We start from the raw sequence: 12658 nt of genomic DNA, 5'->3' as shown, positions 1-12658 counted from the left end.
GGCCACCTGAAGGAGGGGCGTCATGAGTGCTGTGGCGCATGATCACGGACTCCCCATCGCAGGCCGACATCCTGCTGGAGAGCTTCCTGAGCCTGCACTCCCCCGAAGGCTTCCGGGCCGAGCTCATCGAGGGGGAGATCATCGTGGCACCACCGCCGGACGGCGATCACGAGGACTGCATCGACCTTCTCATCGACCAGGTGAAGGGCAGATCAGCGGTCCCCATGCAAGTGTCCGGCGGCAAGGGCCTCCGTCTGATCAGCGGCGGTCTCTGTCCGAAGAACCACGTCATCCCCGATGCGACGTTCGCGCCGCGAGAACTCCCGCCTCTTCCGCGGCGCCCCGCCCTGGAGGGAACCGGACGGCGTGGCCATGGTCGCCGAGGTCGCATCGAGCAAGCCCGACCAGGACGGCATCGCAGAGCGCCACTGCTACGCGCGAGCCGGCGTCCCGCTCCACCTCCTCATCGATCGGGAGAAATCCCAGGTCAGCCTCTTCAGCCAGCCGCACCGCGAGGAGTACACCGAGGTGCACCTGGCGGCCTTCGGCGAACCGCTCGCCTTCCCGCCCCGTTCGAGTTCGAGCTGGACACCAAGGGCTTCCTCCAGGAACGCGAACGGCCCGCACCCCCCGTCAGGGGTGCGGGCCGTGGCCTGGGGCGCCGGGTCAGCCGCGGGTGGCCATGGCGCGCAGGAAGAAGGTCAGGTTGGCCGGGCGCTCGGCGAGGCGGCGCATGAAGTAGCCGTACCACTCCTGGCCGTACGGGAGGTACACCCGCATCGTGTTGCCCTCGCCGGCGAGGCGCAGCTGCTCCTCGGGGCGGATGCCGAACAGCATCTGGTACTCGAAGGAGTCCCGCTTGCGGCCGTTCCACTGGGCCAGCTGGCCGGCGATCTTGATCATGTTGGGGTCGTGCGAGGCGATCATCGGGTAGCCCTCGCCCGCCATCAGGATCTTCAGGGCGCGGACGTACGCGAGGTCGACCTCGTGCTTGCCCTGGAAGGCGACCGACTCGGGCTCCTTGTAGGCGCCCTTGCACAGGCGCACGCGGGAGCCGGCGCCGGAGAACTCACGGCAGTCGGCCTCGGTGCGGCGCAGGTAGGCCTGGAGCACGACGCCCAGCCAGGGGAAGTCCGCCCGCAGCTCACGCGCGATGGCCAGGGTGGAGTCGGTGGTGGTGTGGTCCTCCATGTCGAGGGTCACGGTGGTGCCCGCGTCGGCGGCGGCCGCGCAGATGCGGCGGGCGTTCTCCAGCGCGATCTTCTCGCCGTCCACCGGGAGGAACTGGCCGACGGCCGACAGCTTGACCGACACCTCGGCGCCGGCCGCGAGGCCGGTCTCCTTGAGGGCCTTGAGCAGGTGCTCGTACGCCTCGGCGGTGCCGGCGGCCTGGGCGGCGTCCTGGGTGTCCTCGCCGAGGTGGTCCAGGGTGACCTTGCGGCCGGTGGCGATCAGGTCGTCGGTCGCGGTGACGGCGTCGTCGAGGACGTCGCCGGCGACGAAGCGCTCGACTATCGCGTGGGTCGGGGGGAACTTCTCGACCACGGTGCGGACCTGCGGGGACCGGGAGGCCGCGAGAAGGGCGGAACGGAGCATCGTGACTCCTGGAGCTGGTGTTTCCAAGGGTGGCAGAAAGGCCGGGGCGGCGGGCGGCGGGGGTGTGCCCGCCGCCCCGGAGGGGCGACGCCCGGCTGCGGGACCGGGCGTCGCGGGTGACCGGTGGCCGATGGACGAGCCGTGCGGTCGGAGGGGCTGGTCAGCCCATGTGCGGGTAGCGGTAGTCCGTCGGCGGGACGAACGTCTCCTTGATCGAGCGGGTCGAGGTCCAGCGCGCCAGGTTCTGCTTGGCGCCGGCCTTGTCGTTGGTGCCCGAGGCCCGGCCGCCGCCGAAGGGCTGCTGGCCGACGACGGCGCCGGTCGGCTTGTCGTTGATGTAGAAGTTGCCGGCGGCGAAGCGCAGCTTGTGCATCGCGTCCTGGGCCGCGGCGCGGTCCTGGGAGATGATCGAGCCGGTCAGGCCGTACGCGGACACCGACTCCATCTGGGCCAGCATCTCCTCGTACTTCTCGTCCTCGTAGACGTACACGGCCAGGATCGGGCCGAAGTACTCGTCCTTGAAGTACTCGCTCGCCGGGTCCTGGCAGACCAGGACGGTCGGGCGGACGAAGTAGCCCACCGAGTCGTCGTAGGTGCCGCCGGCCAGGACCTCGACCTGCGGGTCGGCCTGGGCGCGGTCGATGGCGGCCTTGTTCTTGGCGAAGGAGCGCTCGTCGATGACCGCCGACATGAAGTTGGACAGGTCGCTGACGTCGCCCATGGTGAGGCCGTCGACCTCGGCGGCGAACTCGTCCTTGAGGCCGGCCCAGATCGACGCCGGGACGTAGGCCCGCGACAGCGCCGAGCACTTCTGGCCCTGGAACTCGAAGGCGCCGCGGGTCATCGCGGTCTTCAGGACCTTCGGGTCGGCGGACGGGTGGGCGACCAGGAAGTCCTTGCCGCCGGTCTCGCCGACGATCCGCGGGTAGGTGCGGTAGCCCGCGATGTTGTTGCCGACCTCGCGCCACAGGTGCTGGAAGGTGGCGGTGGAGCCGGTGAAGTGGATGCCGGCCAGCGCCGGGTGCTTCAGCGCGACCTCGGAGACGGCCAGGCCGTCGCCGGTCACCATGTTGATGACGCCCTTGGGCAGGCCGGCCTCCTCCAGCAGCTGCATCAGCAGGTGCGCGGAGAACTGCTGGGTCGGGGACGGCTTCCACAGCACCACGTTGCCCATCAGCGCGGGCGCGGTCGGCAGGTTGCCGGCGATCGCGGTGAAGTTGAACGGGGTGATCGCGTAGACGAAGCCCTCGAGCGGGCGGTGGTCGCTGCGGTTCCACACGCCGTCCGAGGAGATCGGCTGCTCGGCCATGATCTGGCGGGCGAAGTGCACGTTGAAGCGCAGGAAGTCGACCAGCTCGCAGGGGGTGTCGATCTCGGCCTGCTGGGCGGTCTTCGACTGGCCGAGCATGGTGGCGGCGGCCAGGGTCTCGCGCCAGGGGCCGGCCAGCAGGTCGGCGGCCTTGAGGAAGATCGCGGCGCGGGAGTCGAAGGAGAGCGCCTGCCAGGCCGGGGCGGCGGCCAGGGCAGCGTCGATGGCGTCCTGCGCGTCGGCCTGGGTGGCGTTGCGCAGGGTACCGAGCCGAGCCGCGTGGTTGTGCGGCTGGACGACGTGGATCTCGGTGCCGCCGCCCATCCGGCGCTCACCGTTGATCGTCATGGTCAGCTGGACCGGCTCCTGGCCGCCCAGCTCCTTCAGCTTGGCCTCCAGGCGAGCCCGTTCCGGGCTCCCGGGGGCGTAGCTGTGGACCGGCTCGTTCACCGGCGCGGGGACCTGGGTCACAGCGTCCATAGAGCGCACGCTCTCCTTCGTTCAGTGCGGGGGGACTGCCGGCGCGGGTCGCACGCCGGCCACAGCACGAACGCTATTCCTGGCCACCGGCCACATGATTGGCCGGGCGGCTAAATTCCCCCGTACGGCGTTGTCCGGACCGACGAATCGGGTCACGCCGCGGTCACGAACCGCCCTCACCCGCCGCACCAGTCACACCACCGGCGCACACCCCCCGGCTCGGACCAGGGGTCCACGCTCCGGCTGGAACCCCCGCGCACCACCGGCCCACACAGCGAGACTCCGAAGGCGGGGTACTCGTGCTGCGGTCGGCGACGGGTTCGCGCGTCCAGACTCTGTCCGCCCGGCTAAAATCAACCACACGCCGTTGTCCGAGCGGATGAAGGAGGCCCGGATTGACCACGCCCGGCCTGCCGCTCCGTCAACTGCTGATGTCCCTCGGCGAACCGCTGGTCGAGCTGCAGGCCGCCCCGCTGGGCCTGGACGTCCCGGTGCGCGACGTCGCCATCCTCGACCCGGAGGACCCGCCGACCGCCGCCCCCGGCGAACTCGTGCTCGCGATCGGCGCCCGCGGCCGCGCCGCCCTGCCCGCCCTGCGCGCGGCCGGCCGGGCCGGCGCCGCCGCCGTCGCGGTCAAGCTGGACGGCCCCGGCCAGGCCGACGCCCTGCGCGAGGCCGCCACCGACGCGGGCGTCGCCCTGCTCTCGGTGCGCCGCGAGACCCGCTGGGAGCACCTCGACTCGCTGGCCCGGGCGATCATCGCCGGCCCGGACGCCCCGGACGCCCCCGGCGCCCCCGAGCCCAACGCGGGCGACCTCTTCTCCCTCGCCCAGACCGTCGCCGTGCTCACCAACGGCATCGTCTCGATCGAGGACACCTCCAGCCGGGTGCTGGCCTACTCCCGCTCCTCCGACTCCGACGAGGTCGACGACCTGCGTCGGCTGTCCATCCTCGGCTGGCAGGGCCCGGAGCCGTACCTGTCCAAGCTCCGGGAGTGGGGCATCTTCCAGCACCTGCGCAGCTCGGACGCCCCGATCGCGGTCGAGCCGCACCCCGAGCTGGGCCTGCGCCGCCGTCTGGCGGTCGGCATCCGGGCCGGGGCGCAGCCGCTCGGCACCATCTGGGTGCAGGAGGGCGCCCAGCCGCTGGCCCCGCTGGCCGAACAGGCCCTGGTCGGCGCCGCCCGGGTCGCGGCCGCCCAGCTGGTGCGCCGCCGCCGGGAGCTGTCCGCCGACGTCCGGCTCACCCAGACCCTGCTCACCGGCCTGCTGGAGGGCTCCACCGGCCCCCAGTCGCTCGCCACCCACCTCGGCCTGGACCTGCGCCGCCCGGCCACCGTGCTGGCCTACAGCGCGCGCACCACCGACGCGCTGCACCGCTCCGACGTCACCGGCCTGATCTCGGTGCACACCGCCGCCCGGCACCGCACCGCGCTGCTCGCCCCGATCGACTCCCGGGTGTACGTGCTGCTGCCGGAGCTGCCGCCCGGCCTGCCGATGACCACCGTGCGCGACTGGGCCTCCGAGGTGGTGACGGCCGCCCGCGAGCACCTGGGCGTCCCGCTGCGCGCCGCGATCGGCTCGACCGTCGACGGCCTGGCCCGGGTCCCCGAGTCCCGCGCGCAGGCGGACCGCATCCTGGACGCGATGGGCCGCGGCGGGGTGGACCTCGACGTCGCGGCGCTGATCGACGTCCAGGCGGAGGTGCTGGTCAGCGAGATGGTCGCGCTGCTCCAGGAGCGCACCGGTCTGCGCGACCCGCGGCTGACCGCGCTCACCGAGTACGACCGCCGGCACGGCACCCGGCTCGCCGAGTCGGTGCTGGCCTGGCTGGACGCGCTCGGCGAGGTCCGGGTGGCCGCGGACGCCCTGCACATCCACCCCAACACCCTGCGCTACCGGGTGCGCCGCGCCGAGCAGTTGACCGGCGTCGACCTCACCCAGCCGCAGCAGCGCCTGCTGGCGATGCTGCAACTGCGGCTGCCCGCGGACGAGTGGTCCGCGGGCAGCCGGTCACACGCCGAGGGTCACTCGCCGTAGCCCTGGCCGCGCTTGTGCTCGTTCAGCCGGCGCCACGGGCCGCTGATGGCCAGCTGGATGCCCGGGGTCTGGATGTTGGCGAACAGGGTCTTGCCGTCGTCCGAGAACGTCACCCCGGTGAACTCGCTGAACTCGGGCTTCTCGGCGGTGCCGATGTTCAGCTCGTTGCGGGCGATCGGGAAGACCAGGCCGTCCTCGGTGGCGCCGAACAGGTGCGAGACGCCCTCGCCGTCCTCGGCGATCACGATGCCGCCGTACGGCGAGACGGTGATGTTGTCCGGGCCGTCGAAGTTGTCGTGGTCGCCCCAGACGTCGTTGTTGACGCCCAGCAGCACCTTGAGGGTGATGGTGCGGCGGCTCGGGTTGTAGAACCAGACCTGGCCGTCGTGCTGGAGCGGGCTCTCCGAACGGGCGTAGCTGGAGACGAAGTAGAAGCCGCCGTCACCCCACCACATGCCCTCCAGCTTGCGGGCGCGGGTGACCTCGCCGTCCTTGAACTGCTTGCGCACCGAGACGGACTTGGCGTCGCGGTCCTGGACCTTGACCCAGTCCACGCCGTAGGTGGTGCCGACCTTGGTGGCGCGGGAGAGGTCGTCGACGAACTTGCCCTGCGCGTCGAAGACCTTGAAGGCCTCCAGCACGCCGGCGTCGGCGGCCAGCTGGCGCAGCTTGTAGCGGCCGTGCTTGAAGCCGGCCGGCGGGGTCCAGCGGAACAGCAGGCCGTTCGGGTTCGAGGCGTCCTCGGTCAGGTAGACGTGGCCGCGCTTCGGGTCCACCACGACGGCCTCGTGCGCGTAGCGGCCGAAGGCCTTCACCGGCTGCGGGTCACGGTTGTAGTCGTCGTCGAAGGGGTCGACCTCGAAGATGTAGCCGTGGTCCTTGGTGAAGCCGTTCTTGCCGGCCTTGTCCTCGGTCTCCTCGCCGGACAGCCAGGTGCCCCACGGCGTCACGCCGCCGGCGCAGTTGGTGGAGGTGCCGGCGATGCCGACCCACTGCTCCACCGAGCCGTCCCGCTTGGCGTGCACGATGGTGCAGCCGCCCGCCGCGCCCGGGTCGTAGACGTGGCCCTCGGTCAGCGGCACCGGGTGCGGCCACTTGTCGCGGGAGCCGGACAGCTCGTGGTTGACGACCATCAGGTTGCCGCCGCGCTCGTCCTCGAAGGCGGAGGTGCCGTCGTGGTTGCTCGGGGTGAACTCGCCGGTGCGCAGCTTGGTGACGCCGGCCCGGTTGAGGACCTTGTACGAGAAGCCCTTCGGCAGCGACAGCAGGCCGGCCGGGTCCTGGACCAGCTGGCCGTAGCCGATGGCGGTGCCGGCGGCCGAGTTGGTCCCGGCGGCCGCGGCGGCCGGGGCCTCGCCACCGACCGGGGCGGCGATCGCGCCCGGGGCGCTGGCCAGCGCCTCGGCGCTGCCGGCGATCAGCACGCCGGCCCCGACGAGGGTGGAACGGTTGACGAAGTCCCGGCGGGACAGCGACATGGCAGCAACTCCTGAGGATGAGCGGGGGCGTCGGTGCGGGATGCCGACGCCCAGCAGGCTCCGCCGGACGGGTGAACCCGACATGACGTCCACCTCACACCCAGGCGGCCATTGGCCGACCGATGACCTTCGCATGACCGCCGCATGACCGCCGCTTTACGCGTGTCCCCGTCAGAACCGCCGAGGCCGGAGCCCCTCCGCCGGTTGCGGGCCGGCGCCCCCGGTCAGCGCCGCGCCGCCCGCCACTGCTCCCAGGCCGACAGCCACAGCTGCTCGGCCAGCCGCTGCTCCTCCCAGACCCCCGCCCCGCCGCCGCCCGGCCGCTCCCGCCACAGCTGCTCCCAGGCCCGCTGCGCCGGCAGGCTCGCCACCTCGCTCGCGAACACCGTGTACCGGACGACCTCCTCGACGGCCGCCTCGCCCTCCGCCGTGCCGACCAGCCAATGCGTCTGCTGGGAGAGCCGGTTGAGGTGGTTCACCATCGAGGTGACCGCCGCCACGGCCTCCTGCCGGCTCTCGGTGGCCAGCCGCATCTGCTGGCGCACCGCCGCCTCCCAGCGCACCGCGCCGACCTCCCCGCGCAGCCCGCGCGGCAGCCGCGGGGTGCGCCCGACCCGCACCTGCGCCTCGATCGCGGCGGACTCGGCGACGGTCTGCGCGATCAGCGCCCGGTGCGCCTCCATCCCGACGGCGGGCGGCAGTTCGCGCTCCTCGACCGGCACGTGGCGGGCCCGCCGGGCGGCCAGGTCGCGCAGCAGCTCGGTGCGCCCGCGCAGACAGCGCTCGAAGTCGCCGATCGAGCCGAGCTCCACCGCGCCGGGGGCCACCCCGCGCCCGCACACCGTCACGGTCAACCCGCCGACCCGCAGCCGCCCGGCCCACACCGGCGCCGGCCCGTCCGCCGCCGGGGCGCCCGGCTCCGGTACCGGCCGGTCCTCGTGCACCTCGACCGCGCAGGGCTCGCCGTCCACCGTGATCCAAGCGCGCAACGCCCGTACCCGGCCCGGCCCGTCGCCCTCGTCGATGCCCAACTGCTCGTAGACGCGGTCCCGTTCGTCCTCGACCAGGTCCTCCAGCTCGGGCAGCTGCTCGACCCGGTCGGCGCCCGGCCGGTAGGTGCGCACGGTCACGTACGGGCCGGCCGCCGAGCGCCAGTCGCCGCACTGCACCTCGACCCAGCGCAGCTCGCCGCCGGAGGTCTCGAAGGCGGCCAGCGCCTCACCGGCGGGCGCCCCGTCGGCGGGCTCTCCGTCGGCCGGCTCTCCGTCGGCAGAGGCGGAGGCGGGGGCGGTTCCGGCGGCCACGCCGTACACCGGGAAGTCGGCGGCCTCCAGCGTCCGGCGGGAGAACTCCTCCTGGTCGGTGAACCGGTCCGCGGGCCGGCCGGCGGACTCGACGGGCGGACCGGCGAAACGGTCCTCCCGGACCGGTCGGCCCGGAGCCGGGGCGGACCCCGAAAACCCGGTGTCCCGCTTCTGGTGCCTGCCGCCGCTCTCCCGCATCATCCTGTGCCGCACCCCCGGTTCCTCGCACCCGCACCGCTGACGCCACCTTACGTGCCCGCAGCTGCCGGGTCATCAGCTCCACCCCCGGACGGGGGCGGTGGCCGTGTCAGGAGGCCCGGTTGTCAGCCGCCGTCCCTACCCTGGGCGGCATGACAGCACAGAACGACGCAGCACGGAACGACGCAGCGCAGGACCGGACCGCGCAGGGCACCTTCCCCGCCCGGATCAGCATCGTCACCCTCGGGGTCACCGACCTCGAGCGCAGTGCCCGCTTCTACGAGGCGCTCGGCTGGAAGCGCTCCGCCGCCTCCAGTCCGGAGATCGTCTGGTTCCGCACCGCCGACTCGGCGCTCGGCCTCTTCCCCACCGAGGAGCTGGCCGCCGACGCGGGCGTGCCCGCCACCGGCGAGCCCTCCTTCCGCGGCGTCACCCTCGCGGTGAACCTGGAGTCCCCCGCGCTGGTGGACGCCGCGCTGCGGACGGCGGTCGAGGCCGGCGCCGTGGTGGTCAAGCCGCCGGTGCCGACCGACTGGGGCGGCTACTCCGGCTACTTCGAGGACCCGGACGGCCACCTCTGGGAGCTGGCCCACAACCCGTTCTTCCCGTTCACCGAGGACGGCTCGCTGGACCTGCCCTGACCACCCGGACCCGCACCCGCCCCCGCCCGCTCAGTTCCTGGAGCGCGCCTTGAAGGCCGCCTTGCGCGCCTCCTTGGCCAGCGTCCGGTCCGGGTGCAGCTCCCCGATCGCCTCCAGGACGTCCGCCGTGTACGGGTGGTCGACCCGCCACAGCTCGCCGAACCACCCGGCCGGATCGCCGTTCACCGGCAGGTCGGTGATCAGTTCGCGCAGCAGCTCGGCGTCCCCTCCGTTGTCCAGCAGCTGGGCGGCGAAGGTGTCGACCACCGTCCACAGCGCCATCGCCCGGTCCGGCACCGGCACGTCCGTCGCCCCCTGCGCGGTCAGCCAGGCCCGCGCCGCGCCGCCCAGCTCCGGGTCGTCCATGACCTCCCGGACGGCCGGCGCCGCGTCCGGCCCGAGCAGGTTGAGCGCCGAGACGCAGAGCATCCGGCGCAGCGGGCCGTAGCCGTCGGCGCCGCGCGCCGCCGCGAGCAGCTCGCGGGCCGCCGCCACCGGCTCCCGGCCCGCGGTCCACACCCGCAGCTCCTCCTCCGGCAGCACGTTGGCCGACTCGCACACCCCGCGCAGCAGCTCGGCCGCGTCCCCCTGGGCCAGGTCGCCGACCAGCGGCGCGTCGTAGCCGTCCTCCAGCAGCCACTGCCGGATGCCGTACTGGCCGAGCGGGGTGAGCCGGACCAGCCCGAAGCGGGCAGACTCCTCCTCGTCCAGCGGCTCCTCGCCGACCACGGCGGGCTCCTCGCCGTCCTCCTCGTCGAACAGCTCGGGGTCGATCGGGCGGTACTCCAGCAGGCCGAGCTCGGCGAGGTCGCCCAGCATCGGGTCCAGCGCGACCATCACGTCCGTGATGTCGCCGAGCAGCTCCTCGCTCGGCTCCTCACCCTCCGGGACCACCAGCAGCGCGGCCAGCACGCCCAGCGGCACGGTCTCGTTGCCCGGCTCGGCGAAGGCGGTGGTCTCGTAGAGCACCTGTAGGGCCTCGTCCAGCAGCTCGGCGGCCTCGTCGCGGGCCTCCTCGACCTCGTTCAGGCCGTCCTCGTCCTCCTCGTCCTCCCCGGCGCCCTCAGTCCCCTCGGCCGGCGCCTCCCGGGCCGCGCCATCCTCCTCCGGCAGCGAGTCGGCCTCCACCGCCAGCTCCCGGACGATCCCGGCGGCGGTCAGCCACAGCTCCAGGACGGTCTCCGGGTCCCCCTGCTCGGCGGGCTCCAGGTCCGGGCCCGGGACGGCGACGTGCTCGCCCTCCGTGGTCGTGCCCAGCTCCACCAGGTCCAGGTCGCAGGCCAGCGACCAGGCCCGCAGCGCCTCGACCTCGGCCTCCTCGGGCACCTCGCCCTCGGCCGGGGCCAGGCCCAGCAGCCGGGCCGCGGGGGCCCGGTCGTCCTCGACCAGGTCGCCGAACTCGTCCACCGTCCGGTGCGGGGCGGCCCAGCGGGCCAGCGCCAGCGCGTACCCGAACATCGGTACGGCCTTCGCCTGCGCGGCCAGCTCGCGCTCGGCGGGCAGCTTCACCGGCGGGACCAGGACGGCCGCGTCGTCGAGGTCCTCGTCGTCCAGCCCGTGCGCGGCGAACGCCCCGTAGAGGTCCTGGAGCTCCAGGTCGGCGGGCAGCACCGCCTCGGCCGCGCCCTCCCCCGCCGGGGCCCCGGTGTTCTTGCGACGTCGTCCGGCCATCGTTGTGCGCTCTCCCTCAGCCAGCGGTCAGCCCAACAGCGCCGCGTACCGATCCACCACCTCAGCGTATAGGCCGGGCACCCCCGACGCCCGGCCGTACGGGGCGCACCCAGGGGCGCGCGCCGTGGGCGTGCGCCCACCCTTTATCCTTCGGTCTGGTACCGCGCACACCCCGCGCGGACCACCGGGCAACGAAGCCCACTTCTCACAGCTCATCCGCTCCACCAGGGAGCCCCGCACCGCGGCCACCACCACAGCGCCTCCGGACGGGCGCGCCGGCACACCCCGCCGACCCCGGTGGTGCCCTGCCACAGGAGATCCCTTACATGGCGGACCTCTCCCCCGCCGGCTCCGGCCTGCGCACCGCGCAGTTCGACGGACGCCGACTGTCGGAGGCCCTGCTTCCCCTGGAGCTCGCGCCCCGGCCCCAGCTCCAGCTCGCCGCGATCAGCCGCTGGAACGCGCTGCGCGGAGTCCGCGTCGGCCTGGTGGCCGCCGCCCTGCTGCTGATGCTGATCGGCGCCAATCTGGCGACGCCGATCTACCCGCTCCTCCAGCAGCGCCTCGGGCTCGGCCCGCTCGACACCACGATCCTCTTCACGGTCTACGTGTTCGCGCTGGTCCCGGTGCTGGCCGTGGTCGGCCACTGGTCGGACCACCTCGGGCGCCGCGCCCTGATCCTGCCCGCCGTCGCCCTGGCCGCCGCCGGCGACGTCGTCTTCGCCACCGCCGGCAGCTTCTGGCAGCTCGCCGCCGGCCGGGCGGTCCAGGGCATCGCCGTCGGCCTGTCCACCGGCGCCGCCGGGGCCGCCCTCGGCGACCTGCTGCCCGACCGCCCGACGCTCGCCGCGAAGCTCACCCTGGCCTGCTCCGCGGGCGGCGTCGCCCTCGGACCGATCGTCGGCGCCCTGCTGGCCGGCGGCTCCGACCCGCTGCTGACGCCGTTCCTGCTGCACGCCATCGCCCTGCTGGCCCTGTGCGTGCCACTCGCCGTGGTCCACCCCCGGATGCCCGGCCGCAGCCGCCCGCCGGCGTCGCCGCCCCGGATCACCACCCCGGCCCACCTGCGCCCCCAGCGCCTGCGGCTGCCGCGCACCGGCCGCCGCGAGTTCCTGCTCGCCGCCTCGGCCGGCTTCATCTCGTACGGCGTCTTCGGCGTCTACCTGGCCCTCGCCCCGGCCTTCTCCGCCAAGCTGCTCCACACGTCCTCGCACCTGACCGGCGCGGTTGTGGCCGCCCTGTTGCTGGGCTCCTCGGCCGCCGCCCAGCTGGTCGTCCCGCCGACCGCCGACCGCCTGGTCATCGCCCTCGGCATGACCGGCCTGGCCACCGGCCTCGCCCTGGTCGTCGCCGCCGGGTACACCGGCACGCCCGCCCTGCTCTTCATGGGCAGCGTCCTCGGCGGCGCCTGCCAGGGCGTCGCCTTCCGCTCCCTGTTCACCACCGCCGTCGCCGCGATGAACCCGGAACGCCGCGGTTCCGAACTCAGCTCCCTCTGGGTAATCGTCTACCTCGGCAGCTCCCTCCCCATCGTCATCGTCGGCGCCCTCGTCCAGCGCTACGGCCTCCTCCCCGCCGTCAGCGGCTTCGCCGCCCTCGCCGCCCTCCTCTGCACCGCCCTGGCCGTCGCCGTCGCCCGCAAGCCCAAGCACGGCTGACGAACGGAACGCCGCTGCCCGGGACTTCCTCCGAAGTCCCGGGCAGCGGCGTTCCGCTTCATCCGTCGCCGGGTGAACACCCGCGCATCATCCCCTTCGCTGCGCATGTCCCCCACCGTTCCCCACCGCCTGCCGGCGGGCGCCCGCCCCCGCCCTCGCCGCGGGCCGCCCGGCCGGGGGCGGAGGGGGGGTGGTTTCCGTTTTCCCAATCGGCCCCGAGGGATCGTTTTGCCCTCCACCCGGCCTGGTGAGGGACGGGGCATGGGACCGAGAACCGTCCACCT

General features: G+C 73.7%; 8 protein-coding genes and 2 pseudogenes. 5 read left to right on the top strand and 5 right to left on the bottom strand.

Annotation, left to right across the window (positions count from 1 at the left end):
• Positions 1 to 38 precede the first annotated feature (38 nt).
• Together ACZ7RU_RS20505 and ACZ7RU_RS20500 are read left to right on the top strand one after the other, a co-directional pair.
• Positions 39 to 329: pseudogene (locus tag ACZ7RU_RS20505) on the top strand (Uma2 family endonuclease); the annotation flags it as partial.
• Positions 298 to 498 (top strand): annotated as a pseudogene (locus ACZ7RU_RS20500) (Uma2 family endonuclease); the annotation flags it as partial. The pseudogenes ACZ7RU_RS20505 and ACZ7RU_RS20500, both read left to right, overlap by 32 nt.
• A 168-nt stretch (positions 499 to 666) precedes the next feature.
• Here ACZ7RU_RS20500 and ACZ7RU_RS20495 read toward each other — a convergent pair.
• Both ACZ7RU_RS20495 and pruA read right to left on the bottom strand, forming a co-directional pair.
• Complete coding sequence (locus tag ACZ7RU_RS20495; RefSeq protein WP_387758356.1) at positions 667 to 1596, bottom strand: proline dehydrogenase family protein; 930 nt, start codon at positions 1594 to 1596, stop codon at positions 667 to 669.
• A gap of 160 nt (positions 1597 to 1756) precedes the next feature.
• Positions 1757 to 3385 (bottom strand): L-glutamate gamma-semialdehyde dehydrogenase, encoded by a 1629-nt coding sequence (gene pruA, locus ACZ7RU_RS20490; RefSeq protein ID WP_470342340.1) that lies wholly within the window; start codon positions 3383 to 3385, stop codon positions 1757 to 1759.
• A gap of 395 nt (positions 3386 to 3780) precedes the next feature.
• Here pruA and ACZ7RU_RS20485 point away from each other — a divergent pair, with 395 nt between their 5' ends.
• Positions 3781 to 5424, top strand: a complete 1644-nt coding sequence (locus tag ACZ7RU_RS20485) for a PucR family transcriptional regulator (protein ID WP_470342339.1) — start codon at positions 3781 to 3783, stop codon at positions 5422 to 5424.
• Here the strand turns inward: ACZ7RU_RS20485 and ACZ7RU_RS20480 are convergent.
• Together ACZ7RU_RS20480 and ACZ7RU_RS20475 are read right to left on the bottom strand one after the other, a co-directional pair.
• Complete coding sequence (locus ACZ7RU_RS20480; RefSeq protein ID WP_470342338.1) at positions 5412 to 6902, bottom strand: alkaline phosphatase PhoX; 1491 nt, start codon at positions 6900 to 6902, stop codon at positions 5412 to 5414. The genes ACZ7RU_RS20485 and ACZ7RU_RS20480 overlap by 13 nt on opposite strands.
• 224 nt (positions 6903 to 7126) lie before the next feature.
• The gene (locus ACZ7RU_RS20475; RefSeq protein WP_470342337.1) at positions 7127 to 8419 is read right to left on the bottom strand and encodes a hypothetical protein; all 1293 of its coding nucleotides are present in this window, start codon (positions 8417 to 8419) and stop codon (positions 7127 to 7129) included.
• 137 nt (positions 8420 to 8556) lie between these two features.
• Between ACZ7RU_RS20475 and ACZ7RU_RS20470 the strand changes: the two genes are divergently transcribed.
• The gene (locus ACZ7RU_RS20470; protein WP_470342336.1) at positions 8557 to 9045 is read left to right on the top strand and encodes a VOC family protein; all 489 of its coding nucleotides are present in this window, start codon (positions 8557 to 8559) and stop codon (positions 9043 to 9045) included.
• Positions 9046 to 9075: 30 nt separating this feature from the next.
• On the opposite strand, the gene ACZ7RU_RS20465 is transcribed toward ACZ7RU_RS20470, so the two are convergent.
• The gene (locus ACZ7RU_RS20465) at positions 9076 to 10716 is read right to left on the bottom strand and encodes a hypothetical protein (protein WP_470342335.1); all 1641 of its coding nucleotides are present in this window, start codon (positions 10714 to 10716) and stop codon (positions 9076 to 9078) included.
• Between the two features lie 326 nt (positions 10717 to 11042).
• On the opposite strand from ACZ7RU_RS20465, the gene ACZ7RU_RS20460 reads away from it, so the two are divergent.
• Entirely contained in the window at positions 11043 to 12374 is a 1332-nt protein-coding gene (locus tag ACZ7RU_RS20460) for an MFS transporter (protein ID WP_470342334.1), read from the top strand.
• Positions 12375 to 12658: the final 284 nt, after the last annotated feature.

Source organism: Kitasatospora sp. NPDC114501 (assembly GCF_055633695.1).
This window is presented reverse-complemented; position numbering and strand designations above follow the sequence as displayed.